Genomic DNA, 17,155 nt, shown 5'->3' on the forward strand with positions numbered 1-17,155 from the left:
GGGAGCAGGTGAGGCTTTACCGCCAGATAGTGGCCAGCTCCCATGCTTGCACATCAACAAACTGCGCGCTGCCCGCCTCGGCAAACAGATTGAGATGACGATCGCCATCCGTAGGGTAAATACGGCTGGTCAGGCAGGCTTCTCCCTGATTGACAAACACTTCCAGTGAAGAACGATCAACAAAAATCCGCAATGTCAGCGTATCGCCTTCCGGCAACGGCACGCTGCGGCAACCGCACAGGCCCAGTTCAGGGCTAAAGCGCTCTAGAACCAGGCGGCGGGCCTGATTATCAACATACACGCGCGCGGCTTTGCCCACGGCCATGCCATAGCGTTCTGCCTCGCTGGCGTTGATATCCACAATCAGCAGCAGTTCATGCAGGTTGCTACCCAACAACTGTTGCTGGTTGTGGCACTGTAGAGCACCTAAACGTTGAGGTTCAGTGCGCAATGCGGCCAGTTCGCGGGCTGGGTTCATCAGCACTTTACCCTGAGCATCCAGCGTCAGTTCGCGCGGCAAGGTCAATGCCCCGGCCCAACCATGCGCTTTGCTGGGCATGGCGGATTCCCACATATCCATCCAGGCAAACAGCATACGGCGGCCATCGGCGGCGGTGAAGGTCTGCGGCGCATAGAAATCATGCCCGGCATCCAGCTCACAGAAAGGCTGGGTGACGGTAAAATCCTGCCCCGGCTGCCAGTTGCCTAGCAGGTAACCACTCTGGAAACGGTTACGGTTGCGGTAACCTTGCGCAACCAACCCCTGCGGCGAGAACAGCAATACCTGCCGTTCACCCAGCGGGAAGAAGTCCGGGCATTCCCACATATAGCCCTGGGCCGCATTTTGCGCCTGGGCGATAACGCGTTCGAACTGCCAGTCACGCAGGTCGGAAGATCGATATAACCGGGCCTGGCCGAGGTTGTTCTCTTTAGCACCGATCACCATCCACCAACTGCCCGCTTCGCGCCACACTTTGGGATCGCGGAAGTGCTGAATACCTGCCGGCGGAACCAACACTGGCCCCTGTTTAACAAAGTTCACGCCGTCGTGGCTGGTGGCTAGGCACTGCACTTCGCGCACCTGGTCGTCGTCGCCGGTTTTGCCCAGCCAGACGTGGCCGGTATAAATCAGCGTCAGTACGCCATGATCATCAACCGCGCAGCCGGAGAAACAGCCGTCCCGATCGTAGTCATCGCCCGGAGCCAGCGCGATAGGCTGATGCTGCCAGTGCACCAGATCGCTGCTGGTGGCGTGTGCCCAGTGCATCGGCCCCCAGTTTGCATCGTAAGGGTGGTGTTGATAAAACGCGTGATAAACCCCGTTAATGCAGATCAGTCCGTTGGGATCGTTGATCCAGCCAGCCTGTGCGGCCAGGTGGAAGCGTGGGTAGTAATCGTCCCGGCGCTGTGCGCGCAGAGTCTCAATTGTGTGAGCGGCTTGAGCTAAGGTTTTTTTCATTGCATCGACTCGCTTGATTTAATTACAGGTTGAAATTGAGGTGCTTGGTTTGCCTGCTCAGCGCGCAGCAGGAAGCAGGAAATGAGTGTGGTACAGGCGACGGCAGAGCCCATCAGCAGGTAGGTGGGGGCAAAGCCGATGTGGTCGTAGCCGTAGCCAGCCAGCGGCGACAGGAAGCTGGCCATCACCTGGGTTACGAACTGGAAGCCCACCAGATACAGCGTGGAAGACAGGCGGCTGTCGAAGCGGGTGGCGATATATTTGAAAATGGCAATCAGCAGGATGGGCAACTCAACGGCGTGCAACAGTTTCATGATGGAAATCATCAGCGCACCGCTTGCCAAGCCGGAGCCAAACATGCGCAACGCCATCAGGCTACCGGCCAGCAGTAACCCTTGCTTGGCACCTATGCGGTTCACCAGCAACGGGGCTAGGAACATGCCGCCAGCTTCCAGAAACACTTGCAGGGAGTTGAGGAAGCCGTACATTTCATTGCCTTGCTGCGAGGTGGGGAACTGCGAGGCAAAGTACACGGAGAACTGCTGGTCAAACACGTTGTAAACGCTGATGCCGAGCACAAATACCACCAACGCCCAAAAGCTCGGCAGGCGCAGCAGGGCCAGCGCATCCTGTAGCTTCAGGTTCTCCGGCTTACCGAACTCCAGGCCCGCCATGGCATTGGTTTTTAGCTCACGTATCTGGCTCAGTAACAGCAGAAATATCACGGCAGAGGCGGAGGCCAGCCAGAAGTTGATGTTGGGGTTGATGTTAAAGATAAACCCGGCAAAGAAGGTGGCACAGGCCCAGCCGAGCGAGCCCCACATGCGGGCGCGGCCAAACTCAAAGCCGATAATGCGGCTGACGCGTTCGGTGTAAGACTCCAGCGCGCCGATCCCAGCGAAAAAGGTGGCTCCGATAAACATGCCACCTACCAGTGCGCCAAGCAGTAAGTTGGCTTTTAGCAGCGGTGCATAAACGTAGATAAAGAACGGCCCGGTGAGCAGCAACATTACGCCGAGAAATTGCAGCAGATGTTTGCGCAGCCCGAGTTTGTCCTGAATAAAACCGTACAGCGGCTGGGCGCACAGGGCGACTAGCGAGATGGCTGAGAAGATCAGGCCGGTTTCAGCGCCTTTTAAACCAATCTTCTGATTTAGCCAGAGGGAAATCAGGGAAAAACTGGATGACCAGGTGAAGAAGAAAAAGAACAGCAGGCCGCTTAAGAGCACATAATATTTTTTGGTTTCGCGGTTCATGTGAAAGCCCTGATGGATGAGAGTGCATTATTGTTAACGTTAACTTTTGGCTGGATAAAGCCACTACCATGCCTGATTGCGATGTTAATCACAAAAGGTAACGTTAACATTTATGCTTTGTGAGCTGCATCACGAGTGAAGCAGCAACGATAGGAAGGGATTATCTGGGGCTATCGGTTTTGAAATAAAAAGGGGCTTAGCATGCAGAGCCCCGATATTTAAGCATCCGTAAAAGAGTGCACTCTTTAGGGGAAATTACAGTTTTGGCCCGGCATTCACCAGCTTTTTACCCGCTTCTGTCACGGTATATTTGCTGAAGTTATCGATAAAACGTTGTGCCAGATCCTGTGCTTTTTCCTGCCACAGCGATTCATCGGCATAGGTTTTACGCGGATCGAGGATCGACGGGTCCACGCCAGGTAATGCCAATGGTACGGCCAGATCAAAGATCGGCAGCGTAAAGGTTTCCGCCTGTTCGATCTTGCCACTCAGAATGGCATCGATAATACCGCGGGTATCTTTAATCGAAATACGCTTGCCGCTGCCGTTCCAGCCGGTATTTACCAGATAAGCCTGCGCCCCGGCCGCTTCCATGCGCTTCACCAGCACCGAAGCATATTGCGTTGGGTGCAATGCCAAAAACGCGGCACCGAAGCAGGCTGAGAAGGTTGGGGTAGGCGTGGTGATGCCGCGCTCAGTACCGGCCAGTTTGGCGGTGAAGCCAGAGAGGAAATGGTATTGGGTCTGTTCTGCCGTCAGGCGTGAAACCGGCGGCAATACGCCAAAGGCATCCGCCGTCAGGAAAATGATTTTCTTGGCGTGCCCGGCTTTGGAAACCGGTTTGACGATGTTTTCGATATGGTAAATCGGGTAGGAAACGCGGGTATTCTCGGTCTTGCTGGCATCGTCAAAATCGATGCTGCCATCCGCCAGCACCTGAACGTTTTCCAACAGCGCATCACGGCGGATCGCCTGATAAATCTCTGGCTCGGCCTGGGCTGAAAGTTTGATGGTTTTGGCGTAGCAACCTCCTTCGAAGTTGAATACCCCATCGTCATCCCAGCCGTGTTCGTCGTCGCCAATCAGTTGGCGTTTCGGATCGGTGGAAAGCGTGGTTTTGCCGGTGCCAGACAGGCCGAAGAAAATCGCCACATCGCCTTTCTCACCCACGTTAGCTGAACAGTGCATGGAAGCGATGCCTTTCAGCGGCAGCAGGTAGTTCATAATAGAGAACAACCCTTTCTTCATTTCGCCGCCGTACCAAGTGCCGCCGATCAACTGTATACGTTCGGTCAGATTGAAGGCGACAAAGTTTTCTGAATGCATACCCTGTTGCTGCCAATCGGGATTGGTGCATTTAGCGCCGTTCATCACCACAAAGTCGGGTTCAAAACCTTGCAGTTCCTGCTCGGTAGGGCGGATAAACATATTCTTGACGAAATGCGCCTGCCAGGCCACTTCGGTAATAAAACGGACTTTCAGCCGGGTATCGGCGTTGGCACCGCAAAATGCGTCCACGACAAACAGGCGCTTATTGGAAAGCTGATTGCCAACCAGGGTTTTCAGATGTTGCCAAACCTCTGGCGAAAGCGGCTGATTATCGTTTTTACCGGTACCATTGTCGGACCACCAGACGGTATCGCGCGTAGTGTCGTCACGCACGATGTATTTGTCTTTTGGCGAACGGCCGGTGAACTCGCCGGTATCGACGTTGACCGCGCCTAACTGGGTCAGCGTACCGCGTTCCAATGTGGGCAAATCGGTGCGGGTTTCCTCGGCAAACAGCTGTTCATAGCTAGGGTTATAAACGATCTCGCTAGCTTGATGAATACCGTAACGAGTGAGAGTTTGTGGGGTAACAGTTGAAGACATATCTACTTCCTTATTGGCTATGTTCTGCCCGTTTTGTACGGTGTCGCGTGCTAAAACGGGGGGCGATTCCTGCTGACCGGATTCAGCTTTTACCGTTCCGGCTCTATTTATTAACCAAGCGGCTACTATAGCATAACATCGCCTGTCCGCCTGATGATTTTAATAACCAGACATTGACGAGAGTTAATTAAGAAAATATGAAAGCAAAGGGGGATATCGAATTAATATGGCAATATATTAAATTGTATTACTATAATTTTACTGGGTATTTTTATTAAAACGGTGTTTCAGCATATTCTTGAGTTAAAAGAATGATTTCAATTCATTACTTGCTGGCGTTCATTTTTTCATCGGGTAAATAATAAACTGAGTAAACTATAAAAGTGTATTGTCATTACAAAACGCTTTTACATGGCATAAATTATGCCAATAACCGTAATTTCCCGATAAATCCTATTAATGTCGACGGATTGCGTGTGAGAGTATCGCCCTGAGAGAGGCCGAGCTTGCATACCTCGGGCTTTCTTAGAATCGCCAGCCATCAGGTTGGCGATTCACTTACCATCTTTCAGCATGTTGATCGCTGCACCGATCAGGATCCGGCGTTCAACGTCATGGCTGGCTGCCAGCTGTTGTGTCAGATGTTTGGCCAGCGTTTCTACTGATAAAACCTCGCCGCGATGGCGCAACTGCATCACGCTGTCGCCAATCAACCGGGCAACTTCATCCCATACGGGCTTTATCTCCTGCTCCGAGAACCTCATCGCTAACCTCGGCTGGGTGATTTTTGGTCAATGTAGCAGTTGCCTGCCGGGTTCGCCACCCGTGAGGATGAACAAAAAATAAAACAGGAAGAATAAAAAATAATCCGTCAGTGTTTCTTCTGGTTTTTGTATTCAATACTGGTGGCGTCAAACAACGGGAGGGCGAATCAATGAAACTGATCGAACAACTGGCAGAATATTATCGGCTCAGCCAACGGGCAGAAGTACAGAACCGCTGGTGCCGTCTTTGGTTGCCGCAGGGCGAGGCGCGTATCGCTTACTTGCGGGAATTGCTGGAGCCAACGGCAAAGCGGGCAACTGAAGCTGGCAGCAGGGAGTGTGATTAACCGAAGGCGATAGCCGCCCAGCGTAACAGCAACAACGCCAGACAGATCAACACCAGAATCACAAACATTTTCCAATGTTTGGCACGCATACGTTTGGTTGGCAATTTCGCTTCCTCATCCTTTTAGAGGCAGAGATACCCAATGCCCAGGCCGACGATCGCAATAGCGGTAAAAGCCACGATCTTCAGCAAATCACTAAAGGTGTCATCGGGGTCTTTCTCTGCCTTCTTCATTGGTTTGCCTAGCGACTATTGGGTAGATTTTGGCCCACAGTATGCCTGCTGCTGCGTGCTACGCACAGGGTTTTACCCCAAATCGCGTAAAAAGGGCTTGGAATGCCGGGCGGCCCGGTGCAATACGGCAGGCGCAAGTGTACTATCCTGTGGGCATCAGTGACTTAATCGATAAAGGTACAGCTATGGCATTTGCGGCAAAATATGAAGAGATAGAACGTTGGGCGTTTGGTGATACTGCACAGCAGGCGGATGATTTGGCCAAGCGGGTTTTGGACGGTGTTAAAACGGCCACCTGTTCCAGTCTGGATGGTGAGGGTATCCCACAACCCGGTGACGTTTTTGTGGTGGTCGATGGTAAGAATGAACCGGTTTGTGCGATCGAACTGACCACCGTGGAGATGAGCACTTATGATCAAGTGAGTGAAGCTCATGCGATGGCCGAAGGTGAGGGCGATCGTTCGCTGGCTTATTGGCGCAAAGAGCATAAACGCTTTTTTGAAGAGTACGAACTGTTCTCACCGGATATGACGCTGGTGCTGATGCACTTTAAGGTGATCGAAAAGTTTTAAGCGGTATCGATATCGCATAAAAAAACGCGCGGTGCCCAATGGGAACACCGCGCGTTTTTTGCTTTGTAGGGTTATTCCAGCCGCATGACCCAGGCATCGGCCTGCCGATCGTAATGCTGTTTGTACAATAAGGACTGCTTACCATCAAGCATGGCAGGGATGCTGGTATGTTCATCCCAGCCGTCCAGTTGCATACACAGATCGGGATCTGATTTGCAGGGAATGACGAGAGTGGTTTTCCCTTCGGCATGTTCAGACGCAGACGTTAAATGTGCGTCATCGACCTCGAAACTGCCTATCTTTACAACGGTTTTGCCCATTGGAACTCCTTGCTCATGCAGGTGGTGGGAGGTAAGACCAGTTGAGGTCGCCTGTATGAGCATAGCCAACGGAGCAAAAAAAGCCACAGAAAACTTCAAGCTGGCCGCCGTCTGGTATTCCACCGCAAAACTGAGGCGGCCCTGATTGGAGCCTACCGCAATCACCACCAGCACGGTGCGCTCTGCCTGTTGCATTTAATCTTTGGGGATCGCCGTGCCCCAATTACGCCACTCTTTAGGTTCTTCCGCGTCGAGCAGGAAGTGTTTATTTGTTGTCGCCTGTGGTGCCAACGGAATGCTTGGCGGCGTAGCAAAAGCAATCCCTCCGCGGATAAACTGCTGGAAAGTGCCGCTTTTAATCACGCCACCGGTCAGACCAAATTGCAGGTTATAGCCAGAGGCAAGCCAGAATACGCTGTTGTTGCGCACCAGATGCTGGAATTTTTTGCTGATCCGCAACGAAACAAGCACCCGGTCGGACATCGTTCCCAGAGAGAAGCCAGTGACCGTACCCACTTCAATCCCTCGGAACAAGACCGGCGTGCCAACTTGCAGTGAGCCGGTTTCCGCTGCATCCAGGATCACGTTCAGGCCGTCGAGATAGCGGGAATCGGTGATACTGGCTTCTTGCAGTTCGAAAATGCGCAATGCGCGGCCGTTACCCGGCTCAACGTTGATATAAGGTTGCAGCAGGGTGTCGAGGTTATTCACCCCGGCGGCGGAGATCTCCGGTGAAACGATGGCAAAACGGCTGCCGAGGCGGGCGAAGGTTTGCACGTATTCAGGATACAGCACCGCTTTTACCAGCACTTCGTTGCGCTCGGGTGCCAGCTTCAGCGACTCAACCTGGCCGATGTCGATACCGAGATAGCGCAGCGGCATACCGGGCGACAGCTTGCTGGCATCATAGGTACGCAGGGTAATCTGGCTGCCGACGGCGCGCGCCGTGGTTTCGGAACCGTAGAGCACGCGTTTGGCACCTTTATCCAGCGTGACGCCTGGTAGATTGTCGAAACTGATCGCACCTTTCAGCGCCCGGTTCAGCGGTGAAGCCTGCACCGTCAAACCGCTGCCGTTCAACTGCACTTTGGCACCGCCTTCGGCCCAGAAAATACTCTCGCTGGTCAGCAATTTGCGGTATTCCGGGCTGATATAAACATCAACCTCAAACTCATTGGCTTTTGGCCGCACGTTAACGATTTCGCCCACCTGGAATTTGCGATACAGCACCACGGAACCGGTCTGTACGTCCGGCAGGCTGGCAGCCGTCAGGGTTAACGTCGGCGTTGGGGTGTTGCCGACGATCCCGGCCTCGGCTTTCTCGCTATTGCTGTACAGCGGATATTGCGCTGCCGGTTCGCCTTTGCTGCCGGGGATGAGTTGCACGCCGCCGTCGAACCACTCTTGTGCGCTGGCACCCAGCACTTGCACGCCATCCAGCCCGAATTTCACATCCACGCGGCTGTTAACCACGAACTTGCTGTCTTGGTGCACCAGGCGGCGATACTGTGCATCGATGGCGGCGGTAAAGGTCACGCCGTTATCAGTCAGGGCGCGGGTAAGGATTTGGCCAATCTTGATGCCGTGTACGATCAGCGGCTGGCCGACATCAATGCCGTAGCTCTGTGGGGCATGCAGCGTCACCGTCAGCACGCCCGGCTGTTGCAGCAGGGTTTTATTGCTGTCGAGCACGCTGAAATGCTGCTGCGGCTCGCCTTCGCCCGGCACCAGTTCCAGCGTTGTGCCGATCAGCAACTGGCTCAGTTTGGTGTCGCTCAGGCTGATTTTCGGGCTGCGCATTTCAATCCGAGTACCGCTGCGCATCAAATCGACCACCGAAGGATCGAGAGTTAATTCACCGGTGACTTTGCTGTCCTGCTGCAACGTCAAGCGGGTGAGCGTGCCGACCTGCAATCCCTGATACATCAGCGGCGTGCGGCCTTCGCTCAGATTATTACCGCTTGGCAGATCCAGCGTGATATTCACGCCGCGCTGGCTGCGGGCCAGATCCGGATATAAAGCGTAGCTTTGATCGGCCTTGGCTTGGGTGCCGTCAAGCGGTGAGTCAAAGGCGATCGCACCGTTGACCAACGCGGCCAGGCTTTCCATCTGCACCGAAGCTCCGGCCAGACTGAAATCACCCTTAAAGCCGGAAACATTCCAGAAACGGCTGTTATCTTTGACCAACTTGGCGAAACGGCGATCGATCAGCACATCAATGATGACGCCTTCGTTGCCAGCAGAAATGGTGTAGTCATAAACTTTGCCCACCGGGATTTTACGGTAATAAACCAGTGAACCGGGGTTCAGTGAGCCGAGATCGTCCGCCCGCAGGTGGATCATCAGTTCGCCGGTATTCAGGCGATATTTCGGCTGGGTATCCAGCGCGGTGAAGTGCGTTTGCGGCTTGCCACGGCCCGGCATCATACCAATGTAGTTGCCGCCAACCAGGGCATCCAGGCCGGAAACCCCGGCCAGCGAGGCTTTGGGCGTCACCAGCCAGAACTGTGTGCCTTCGCGCAGGTAGTCTTCCAGATCGCTTTTGATGCTGGCTTCCACCAGGATACTGTGTAGGTCCTGACTCAGCGAAATGCTTTGCACCGTGCCCACATCGACGCCCTGATAACGCACCGGCGTGCGGCCAGCAACGATACCGGCCGCCGACTGGAAATCAATGGTGACGGTATTACCGCGTTCCTGAAAATTGTTGTATACCAGCCAACCGGCAATCAGCAGGGCGATAAACGGCATTAACCAGAATGGCGAAATACGGCGCTTGTTTTTGACCCGCGCCTCAGTCGGCGTATTCGGCGTTTCCTGTTGCATGTGCATCCCAAATCAATCGGCTGTCCAGCCACTGTACGGCAAGGATAGTTAAAATAACCGCAGCGCCAAAGTAAAAGGCTGCCGGTCCCATAGTAAAAGATAACAATTGGTCACGGTTGACCAGAGACATCATTAACGCAATCACAAACAGATCGAGCATCGACCAGCGGCCGACCCAAGTAACCAGCCGCAGCAGGCGGATCCGCGTTTTCAGGCTGTGCGAGGTTTTTAAATGAATGCTGAACAGCAGGGTGAGCAGCACGATCACCTTGGTAAAAGGTACCAACACGCTGGCAATAAATACGATGGCGGCAATCGGCAGGTTACCGGAGGTTGCCAGTGAAACGACGCCAGAGAAAATGGTGTCTTCCATGCGCACGCCGTTGGCATAAACGATCGAGATCGCCAGCAGATTGGCCGGTATCAGCAAAATAATGGCGGCGATCAGCGCTGCCCAGGTTTTCTGTAAGCTGTAGGGTTGGCGGCGGCGCATCGGGATATGGCAGCGCGGGCAGCGTTCCCGTTCATCCGGGGAACCGGTGAAATGGCACGACAGGCAGACATGCAGCGTTTCTGGTTTACCTTCTGGCTGTTCCTGCGGGTAGTAGCGATCCCACAGTTGCTCCAGGTTCATGTGGATCAGGGTCAGAATACTGAGCAGCGTCAGCGACAGATAGGCGATTAACGCGCTGCCAGCCTGAACGTCGGCATATTCCTTGACCTTGATAGCCGCAACCGCCATGCCAATCAGGTAAATATCCAGCATGATCCACTCTTTCAGCCGCTCCAGCATCAGCAGCACCGGGCGCAGGTTCATGCCGAGCGCGTGGCCGAAACGTAAGTACAGTAATGAGATTGCGAGCGTCAGCGGCGCACCCAGGGTGCAGAAGGCCACCATACTGGCGGTGATCGGGTCGCCCTGGCTGCTCATCTGCCAGATACCTTCCAGCAGGCTGGCGTCAATGCGAGTGCCCAGTAAACGAATGCTGATCAAGGGTTGGGTAAAGGCGAACGGCATCAGTAACAGCATGGCGATCGCCATGGCGGTCAGGCGGGTCATTGACCAGTCCCGGCCATGGATCGCTTTGGCATTGCAGCGTGGGCAGTAGGCAGCCTGGTTTCTGCACAGCGGCGGCAGAGTGAATAACAGATCGCATTCACAGCAGCGCTGAGGGCGAGCTTTGGATAATGGGCCGGTCATTGCATGTATCTTCATCATGACAAGGTTGCTCGGAAACTTGCAGATAGGCTCTAGCGTAGCTGGAAAATAAACCTGGCTGGCATAAAAGCGGGCAGCAAAGCAGGTTTCAGACGGTTTTAACGTGGCAAACATACCCTGTTAAGCAGGGTTTTGTGAAGCAACAGATGATTAACCTTGTGGCTATGGGCATTTAATGCTTATTTTATACGGATTAAGCTTCGGCTCTCTGAAAGTGTGAACGGTTAATAATGACTAAAGAACAATTCTACGCGGAATTAAAACGCGATCTGGGTGCGTTGCTGGAAGGGGAAACCCATTTTATTGCCGCATTGGCCAACGCCAGTGCGTTGTTCAATGAACGTCTGGCGGACGTGAATTGGGTGGGATTTTACCTGATGGATGGCAATCAGCTGGTGCTCGGCCCGTTCCAGGGCAAGATCGCCTGCGTGCGTATTCCGGTTGGGAAAGGCGTATGTGGTACGGCAGTGGCAGAAAACGCTGTACAACGTGTCGGTGACGTCCATGCGTTTCCGGGGCATATTGCCTGTGACGCAGCCAGCAATGCCGAAATCGTACTGCCGCTGGAAGTCAGCGGTCAGGTTATTGGCGTTCTGGATATTGATAGCACAGTTTATCAACGCTTCGATGAACAGGACGAAATTGGCCTGAAAGCCGTGGTGGCAGGGCTCTGTGCGCAGTTAGCACAAGGCAATTGTGCGAAATACGTCACTGTAGCAGCAAGTTGATCTACGGTTAACGTGGCATTTAGCGATGGCGTCATTATAATGACGCCTGTTCATGCCTGCGGCTTGTTGGCAACCCGTTGTAATCAGGAAATTTCATGGAAAATCAACACAAGTTGAACTCAGTCAAAGAAGTCATTGCTTTTCTTGCCGAGCGTTTCCCGCTCTGCTTTAGCGCCGAGGGCGAAGCTCGCCCGTTGAAAATCGGTATTTTTCAGGATCTGGTAGAACGTGTGCAAGGGGAAGAAAACCTCAGCAAAACGCAGTTGCGTTCTGCCCTGCGCCTGTATACTTCAAGCTGGCGTTACCTTTACGGCGTTAAAGTTGGCGCACAGCGCGTTGATCTTGACGGTAATCCGTGCGGTGAGTTAGAGCAGCAGCATGTTGATCATGCCCGCCAGCAGCTTGAAGAGGCCAAAGCGCGCGTTCAGGCTCAGCGTGCTGAGCAAAACGCCAAAAAACGTGAAGCCGCCGGTGAATCTGCTGCCGCTGAACCTCGTCGTCCGCGTCCTGCTGGCAAAAAGCCCGCGGTACGTCGTGAAGGCGGTGCCGCGCCAGAGAACCGCAAGCCGCGCCCACAAACTCGCCCGCAGCCAGCTCGTGAACCTCGTGCAGTTAAAGAGGAAAGCCAGCCGCGTCATGTGCCAGTCACCGATATCTCTAAACTGCAAATTGGCCAAGAAATCAAAGTCAGAGCAGGGAAGAGTGCGATGGATGCTACCGTACTCGAAATCGCTAAAGATGGCGTACGTGTGCAGCTCTCTTCCGGTCTGGCGATGATTGTGCGCGCAGAACACTTGCAGTTCTGATACGGAGGCCAACCAAGGCATGAACAAATTTGTCAGATTAACAGCAGTCGTTGCTCTGCTGTGGGCGGGTGTCAGTTACGGAGCGGATACAGCCAACATCCGCATCGATCAACTGCCACAGCTCGAGCAGGAACCGCAACATGCTACCGTGAGTGAGCGCGTTACTTCGCGCTTCACTCGCTCTCATTATCGCCAGTTTGCCCTCGATGCGGACTTTTCAGGCAAGATTTTCGATCGCTTCCTGAATATGCTGGATTACAGCCATAACGTATTGCTGGCTTCTGATGTCGCGCAGTTTGCCGACAAGCGCAATACGCTGGGCGAAGAGCTGAAATCTGGCAAGCTGGATACGCCTTACGCGTTATTTAACCTGGCGCAGAAACGCCGGTTTGAGCGCTACCAGTATGCGCTGTCGCTGCTGGAAAAGCCGATGAACTTCACCGGCAATGACACTATTGATATCGACCGCAGCAAGGCGCCGTGGCCAAAAGACAGAGCGGAGTTGGATCGCCTGTGGGATGCAAAGGTCAAATATGACCAACTCAACCTGAAGCTGACCGGCAAAACTGAAAAAGAGATCCGTGACACGCTGACCAAGCGTTACCAGTTCGCGATCAAACGCTTGACGCAAAGCAACAGCGAAGACGTTTTCACGCTGGTCATGACGGCTTTCGCCCACGAAATCGATCCTCATACCAACTACCTGTCGCCACGCAATACCGAGCAGTTTAATACCGAAATGAGCCTGTCGCTCGAAGGTATCGGTGCGGTGTTGCAGATGGATGACGACTACACGCTGATCAACTCCATGGTGCCGGGCGGCCCGGCGGCGAAGAGTAAGGCGATCACCGTGGGTGACCGTATTGTCGGCGTGGGTCAGGCGGGTAAACCGATGGTGGATGTGATCGGCTGGCGCTTGGACGACGTGGTTTCCCTGATTAAAGGGCCGAAGGGCAGCAAGGTGCGCTTGGATATCCTGCCAGCAGGCAAGGGCACTAAAACCAGAGTAGTGACGCTGACTCGTGAGCGTATCCGCTTGGAAGACCGTGCGGTGAAAATGACCATCAAAACCGTTGGCAACCAGAAAGTTGCGGTGATGGACATTCCCGGTTTCTATGTGGGTTTGACCGATGATGTCAAAGTCCAGTTGCAGAAAATGGCCAAGCTGAACGTTGATAGCCTGATCATTGATCTGCGTACCAACGGCGGCGGTGCGCTGACGGAGGCTGTCTCACTTTCCGGCCTGTTTATCCCGAGCGGCCCAGTGGTGCAAGTGCGTGATAACAACGGCAAAATCCGTGAAGATGCGGATGCCGACGGCGTGATTTACTACAAAGGCCCGTTGGTGGTGCTGGTTGACCGTTTCAGCGCTTCGGCGTCTGAGATTTTCGCTGCGGCAATGCAGGACTATGGCCGTGCCTTGATCGTGGGTGAGCCTACCTTCGGTAAAGGTACCGTGCAGCAGTATCGCTCGTTGAACCGGATTTACGACCAGATGCTGCGCCCTGAGTGGCCAGCGCTGGGCTCCGTGCAGTACACCATTCAGAAGTTCTACCGTGTTGATGGCGGCAGTACCCAACGTAAAGGTGTGACACCGGATATCCTGATGCCAACCGGTATCGATCCGGCAGAAACCGGTGAAAGCTTCGAAGATAACGCCATGCCGTGGGATAGCATCAATGCAGCTACCTACACCAGGACGGGGGATATGAAGCCGTTCGAACCGCAACTGTTGAAAGATCACGAACAGCGCATTGCCAAGGATCCAGAATTCCAGTTCATCGCGCAGGACATTGCTCATTACAAGGCGTTGAAAGACAAACGTAACATCGTTTCCCTCAATCTGGCCACGCGCGAGAAAGAGAACCATGACGATGATGCGACGCGCTTGAAACGCATTAACGAGCGCTTGCAGCGTGAAGGGAAGAAACCGTTGAAGTCTCTGGACGATGTGCCGAAGGATTACAAAGATCCGGATCCGTATCTGGATGAGACGGTCAGAATTGCTTTGGATCTCGCTAATATCGAAAAACAGCAACCCTCGCAGCAAGCAGCCCCAGCCAAGTAATTTGTTGGGTTCTGAGTGGAAAACGCACCTGTATTGGGTGCGTTTTTTATTGCAGCGTACGGGCATAATCCATCTTTTATTATTGCTATAAAGTCTCACACTTTTACGCAACAATCGTTTACAATTTACAGAATCGCTATTGAGTGCTGTTTTTGTAAAGTTTCGTATTTTTAGTAGGTTAATGGCGCGCAACTGTTGAAACTGTGACGAATGCCCATACGTTCAGAGTATCTAAGGCAGCGTTTTATTAACATTTATGAGGAAGTAAACATTCTATGATGCGTATAGCTCTGTTCCTGCTCACCAACCTGGCGGTGATGTTGGTTTTCGGGCTGGTGCTCAGCCTGACAGGAATTCGATCCAGTAGCGTTCAGGGCCTGATGATCATGGCCGGTCTGTTCGGCTTTGGTGGTGCGTTTGTTTCACTGCTGATGTCTAAATGGATGGCGCTGCGCTCCGTCGGTGGCGAAGTAATTACACAGCCGCGTAACGAAACTGAAAACTGGTTGCTGGAAACGGTACGCCGTCAGTCACAGCAGGCTGGCATTGCCATGCCGCAGGTGGCGATCTATCACGCACCGGATATCAATGCCTTCGCCACTGGCGCACGTCGTGATGCTTCGCTGGTGGCTGTCAGCACCGGCCTGCTGCAAAGCATGAGCCGTGATGAGGCAGAAGCGGTTATTGCGCACGAAATCAGCCACGTTGCTAATGGTGACATGGTGACCATGACCCTGATCCAAGGGGTGGTGAACACTTTCGTGATCTTTATTTCACGCCTGATTGCGCAGGTGGCCGCGGGCTTCCTGGGTAACCGTGATGGCGAAGGTGAAGGCAATGGTAACCCGATGATTTACTTCGGTGTATCGATGGTGCTGGAACTGGTCTTTGGTATTCTGGCTAGCATTATCACCATGTGGTTCTCGCGTCATCGCGAGTTTCATGCTGATGCCGGTTCTGCCAAACTGGTGGGCCGCGAGAAGATGATTGCTGCACTGCAACGCTTGAAGACCAGCTACGAACCACAAGAAACGGGCAGCATGATGGCGTTTTGCATCAACGGCAAATCCAAGTCGTTCAGCGAATTGTTCATGTCTCACCCGCCGCTGGATAAGCGTATTGAAGCGCTGCGTTCCGGCCAATACCTGAAGTAGTCGTCAATAGACAGTAAAAAACCCCGCTTGCCGGGGTTTTTTATGTCGTTGAGTTGGGCTCATTGCTGCGTGCTGGTGGCGCAGAACGGGGCTGAGTGATGCGCAGGCAACTGACTATTGCTGCCACGCTGGCAAAGACTCCTGCAAGCACCAGCGAGGCGTGAGTGGCGTTGCTGTGGAACAGGTTGAACATCAGGGCCACCAACGCCGCGCCGGAGGTTTGCCCCAGCAGGCGCGCAGTACCGAGCATGCCGCTGGCACCGCCGCTACGATGACGCGGCGCGGCGGAAATGATGGTGTGATTGTTGGGAGATTGGAACAGCCCGAACCCGACGCCGCAGAGTACCATGCGCCAGATGATGTCCAGATCCGTTGGGTCTTGTGGCAGCATCGCCAGCAGGAACAGGCCGAGGGCGAAAGTCGCCAAGCCAATGCCCCCCAATAATCCGGCGTGAATATGTTCTACCAGACGGCCTGCAATCGGTGCGACCACAATGATCGCCAGTGGCCAAGGCGTTAACAGCAAGCCGGTCGCGACTTCGTCACGGCCCAGCGCGCCTTGCAGGAAGAACGGCAACGACACCATCGCCAGCATTTGCGCGGTAAAAGAGCAGATAGAGGTGCCCATCGACAGAGCGAAGATAGGTATGCGCAACAGATCCACGGGTAATAGCGGGGACTCCTGGTTCAACTGGCGGCGAACAAAGAAATAGCCAATCACCAATAACGCGGCAACTTCACTGGCGATCAGCAACAGGCTCTGCCCTTGGGCAAATCCGCTGATGGCGGTGATCAATAGGCCAAAAGTCAGGGCGTTCATGAGCGCACTGATAGGGTCAAAACGCTGATTGCTGTTTTTCTGGCTGTTTGCCGGGAGGAATTTCATCCCCAACAGCAGGGCAACAATGCCTATTGGCAGGTTGATGGCAAACAGCCACTGCCATGATGCGACAGACAGAATGGCAGCCGCTATTGTCGGACCTGCCGCCGAAGAAAAAGCCACAATCAGTGAATTGATGGCGATACCACGGCCAAGAAAGCGTTGTGGATAGATAATACGGATGAGCGCGGTATTGACACTCATAATCGCCGCCGCGCCAAAGCCCTGTAGCACGCGGGCAATCGTCAGGGTGACCAGTGAATCAGACAGGGCACAGAACAGTGAAGTTATGCTGAAGACCAGTAAACCGGCCAGATAGATACGGCGATAACCAATCAGATCGCCGAGCGAAGCCAGAGACAGTAATGAGATAACAACGGCCAGTTGATAGGCGTTCACTACCCAAATCGAGCTGGCTGGGCTGGCTTGCAGATCGCGGGCAATGGTCGGCAGGGCGACGTTGGCGATCGTGCCGTCGAGCACGGAAACGGTAATACCCAATGCAATGGCAAGGATCGCGCCATACCGCTGTGGGACGGGGAGGCCGTCGGAACAAGAACGCGTCATAGTCAGGACATTTATAAACAGGGGAAGTATTAACATGCTAATCATATTTGCCGCTGAATGCACCCACCGTTTTCCGCGGTAAGT

The 17,155-nt window shown here is 53.8% G+C and carries 15 protein-coding genes; 6 read left to right on the forward strand and 9 right to left on the reverse strand.

All coding sequences use genetic code 11. The features are described from left to right. Positions 1 to 16 precede the first annotated feature (16 nt). From ACX9GT_RS11995 to ACX9GT_RS12010, 4 genes are all read right to left on the reverse strand, one after another. Entirely contained in the window at positions 17 to 1,459 is a 1,443-nt protein-coding gene (locus ACX9GT_RS11995; RefSeq protein WP_473191266.1) for a glycoside hydrolase family 32 protein, read from the reverse strand. Beyond that, positions 1,456 to 2,715 (reverse strand): oligosaccharide MFS transporter, encoded by a 1,260-nt coding sequence (locus ACX9GT_RS12000; RefSeq protein ID WP_473191267.1) that lies wholly within the window; start codon positions 2,713 to 2,715, stop codon positions 1,456 to 1,458. Before ACX9GT_RS12000 ends, ACX9GT_RS11995 begins: the two co-directional genes overlap by 4 nt. Positions 2,716 to 2,970: 255 nt before the next feature. Then, positions 2,971 to 4,587 carry a phosphoenolpyruvate carboxykinase (ATP) gene (gene pckA / locus ACX9GT_RS12005; RefSeq protein WP_473191268.1) on the reverse strand — a complete coding sequence of 539 codons (1,617 nt, stop codon included), beginning with the start codon at positions 4,585 to 4,587 and terminating at the stop codon, positions 2,971 to 2,973. Positions 4,588 to 5,141: 554 nt separating this feature from the next. After that, entirely contained in the window at positions 5,142 to 5,351 is a 210-nt protein-coding gene (locus tag ACX9GT_RS12010) for a hypothetical protein (protein WP_473191269.1), read from the reverse strand. Between the two features lie 170 nt (positions 5,352 to 5,521). Between ACX9GT_RS12010 and ACX9GT_RS12015 the strand changes: the two genes are divergently transcribed. Then, a complete protein-coding gene (locus ACX9GT_RS12015; RefSeq protein WP_473191270.1) occupies positions 5,522 to 5,698 on the forward strand; it encodes a hypothetical protein in 177 nt (58 codons plus the stop codon). Here ACX9GT_RS12015 and yniD read toward each other — a convergent pair. After that, entirely contained in the window at positions 5,695 to 5,802 is a 108-nt protein-coding gene (gene yniD / locus ACX9GT_RS12020) for a small membrane protein YniD (protein WP_473191271.1), read from the reverse strand. The two genes, ACX9GT_RS12015 and yniD, sit on opposite strands and share 4 nt — an antisense overlap. Positions 5,803 to 6,116: 314 nt before the next feature. Here yniD and ACX9GT_RS12025 point away from each other — a divergent pair, with 314 nt between their 5' ends. After that, on the forward strand, positions 6,117 to 6,503 hold the full coding sequence (locus ACX9GT_RS12025) for an ASCH domain-containing protein (protein WP_473191272.1): 387 nt from the start codon (positions 6,117 to 6,119) through the stop codon (positions 6,501 to 6,503). Between the two features lie 71 nt (positions 6,504 to 6,574). Here ACX9GT_RS12025 and ACX9GT_RS12030 read toward each other — a convergent pair whose 3' ends face one another. From ACX9GT_RS12030 to yebS, 3 genes are all read right to left on the reverse strand, one after another. Then, positions 6,575 to 6,823 carry a DUF1480 family protein gene (locus ACX9GT_RS12030; protein WP_473191570.1) on the reverse strand — a complete coding sequence of 83 codons (249 nt, stop codon included), beginning with the start codon at positions 6,821 to 6,823 and terminating at the stop codon, positions 6,575 to 6,577. Positions 6,824 to 7,018: 195 nt separating this feature from the next. Further along, the gene (locus ACX9GT_RS12035) at positions 7,019 to 9,649 is read right to left on the reverse strand and encodes a PqiB family protein (RefSeq protein ID WP_473191273.1); all 2,631 of its coding nucleotides are present in this window, start codon (positions 9,647 to 9,649) and stop codon (positions 7,019 to 7,021) included. Beyond that, positions 9,618 to 10,865 (reverse strand): membrane integrity lipid transport subunit YebS, encoded by a 1,248-nt coding sequence (gene yebS / locus ACX9GT_RS12040; RefSeq protein ID WP_473191571.1) that lies wholly within the window; start codon positions 10,863 to 10,865, stop codon positions 9,618 to 9,620. The genes ACX9GT_RS12035 and yebS overlap by 32 nt, the downstream gene beginning before the upstream one ends. A 233-nt stretch (positions 10,866 to 11,098) precedes the next feature. Between yebS and ACX9GT_RS12045 the strand changes: the two genes are divergently transcribed. From ACX9GT_RS12045 to htpX, 4 genes are all read left to right on the forward strand, one after another. Next, on the forward strand, positions 11,099 to 11,596 hold the full coding sequence (locus tag ACX9GT_RS12045) for a GAF domain-containing protein (protein WP_473191274.1): 498 nt from the start codon (positions 11,099 to 11,101) through the stop codon (positions 11,594 to 11,596). A gap of 95 nt (positions 11,597 to 11,691) precedes the next feature. After that, positions 11,692 to 12,402: an RNA chaperone ProQ gene (proQ, locus tag ACX9GT_RS12050; protein ID WP_473191275.1), complete on the forward strand. Its 711-nt coding sequence runs from the start codon at positions 11,692 to 11,694 to the stop codon at positions 12,400 to 12,402. A gap of 19 nt (positions 12,403 to 12,421) precedes the next feature. Next, positions 12,422 to 14,470: a carboxy terminal-processing peptidase gene (gene prc / locus ACX9GT_RS12055; RefSeq protein ID WP_473191276.1), complete on the forward strand. Its 2,049-nt coding sequence runs from the start codon at positions 12,422 to 12,424 to the stop codon at positions 14,468 to 14,470. Positions 14,471 to 14,745: 275 nt separating this feature from the next. After that, the gene (gene htpX / locus ACX9GT_RS12060) at positions 14,746 to 15,624 is read left to right on the forward strand and encodes a protease HtpX (RefSeq protein WP_459398669.1); all 879 of its coding nucleotides are present in this window, start codon (positions 14,746 to 14,748) and stop codon (positions 15,622 to 15,624) included. A 40-nt stretch (positions 15,625 to 15,664) separates the two neighbouring features. Here htpX and ACX9GT_RS12065 read toward each other — a convergent pair whose 3' ends face one another. Further along, positions 15,665 to 17,071 (reverse strand): MFS transporter, encoded by a 1,407-nt coding sequence (locus ACX9GT_RS12065; protein WP_473191277.1) that lies wholly within the window; start codon positions 17,069 to 17,071, stop codon positions 15,665 to 15,667. Between the last annotated feature and the right edge of the window lie 84 nt (positions 17,072 to 17,155).

This window comes from Serratia sp. YWN4, assembly GCF_055790845.1.

Excerpts from the sequence above, each read along its gene's own strand:
- ACX9GT_RS12000 (WP_473191267.1), bottom strand. The coding sequence starts at position 2,715 with ATGAACCGCGAAACCAAAAAATATTATGTGCTCTTAAGCGGCCTGCTG.
- ACX9GT_RS12015 (WP_473191270.1), top strand. The coding sequence starts at position 5,522 with ATGAAACTGATCGAACAACTGGCAGAATATTATCGGCTCAGCCAACGG.
- pckA (WP_473191268.1), bottom strand. The coding sequence starts at position 4,587 with ATGTCTTCAACTGTTACCCCACAAACTCTCACTCGTTACGGTATTCAT.
- proQ (WP_473191275.1), top strand. The coding sequence starts at position 11,692 with ATGGAAAATCAACACAAGTTGAACTCAGTCAAAGAAGTCATTGCTTTT.
- ACX9GT_RS11995 (WP_473191266.1), bottom strand. The coding sequence starts at position 1,459 with ATGAAAAAAACCTTAGCTCAAGCCGCTCACACAATTGAGACTCTGCGC.
- ACX9GT_RS12010 (WP_473191269.1), bottom strand. The coding sequence starts at position 5,351 with ATGAGGTTCTCGGAGCAGGAGATAAAGCCCGTATGGGATGAAGTTGCC.
- ACX9GT_RS12045 (WP_473191274.1), top strand. The coding sequence starts at position 11,099 with ATGACTAAAGAACAATTCTACGCGGAATTAAAACGCGATCTGGGTGCG.
- ACX9GT_RS12030 (WP_473191570.1), bottom strand. The coding sequence starts at position 6,823 with ATGGGCAAAACCGTTGTAAAGATAGGCAGTTTCGAGGTCGATGACGCA.
- yebS (WP_473191571.1), bottom strand. The coding sequence starts at position 10,865 with ATGAAGATACATGCAATGACCGGCCCATTATCCAAAGCTCGCCCTCAG.
- ACX9GT_RS12035 (WP_473191273.1), bottom strand. The coding sequence starts at position 9,649 with ATGCAACAGGAAACGCCGAATACGCCGACTGAGGCGCGGGTCAAAAAC.
- ACX9GT_RS12065 (WP_473191277.1), bottom strand. The coding sequence starts at position 17,071 with ATGACGCGTTCTTGTTCCGACGGCCTCCCCGTCCCACAGCGGTATGGC.
- htpX (WP_459398669.1), top strand. The coding sequence starts at position 14,746 with ATGATGCGTATAGCTCTGTTCCTGCTCACCAACCTGGCGGTGATGTTG.
- ACX9GT_RS12025 (WP_473191272.1), top strand. The coding sequence starts at position 6,117 with ATGGCATTTGCGGCAAAATATGAAGAGATAGAACGTTGGGCGTTTGGT.
- prc (WP_473191276.1), top strand. The coding sequence starts at position 12,422 with ATGAACAAATTTGTCAGATTAACAGCAGTCGTTGCTCTGCTGTGGGCG.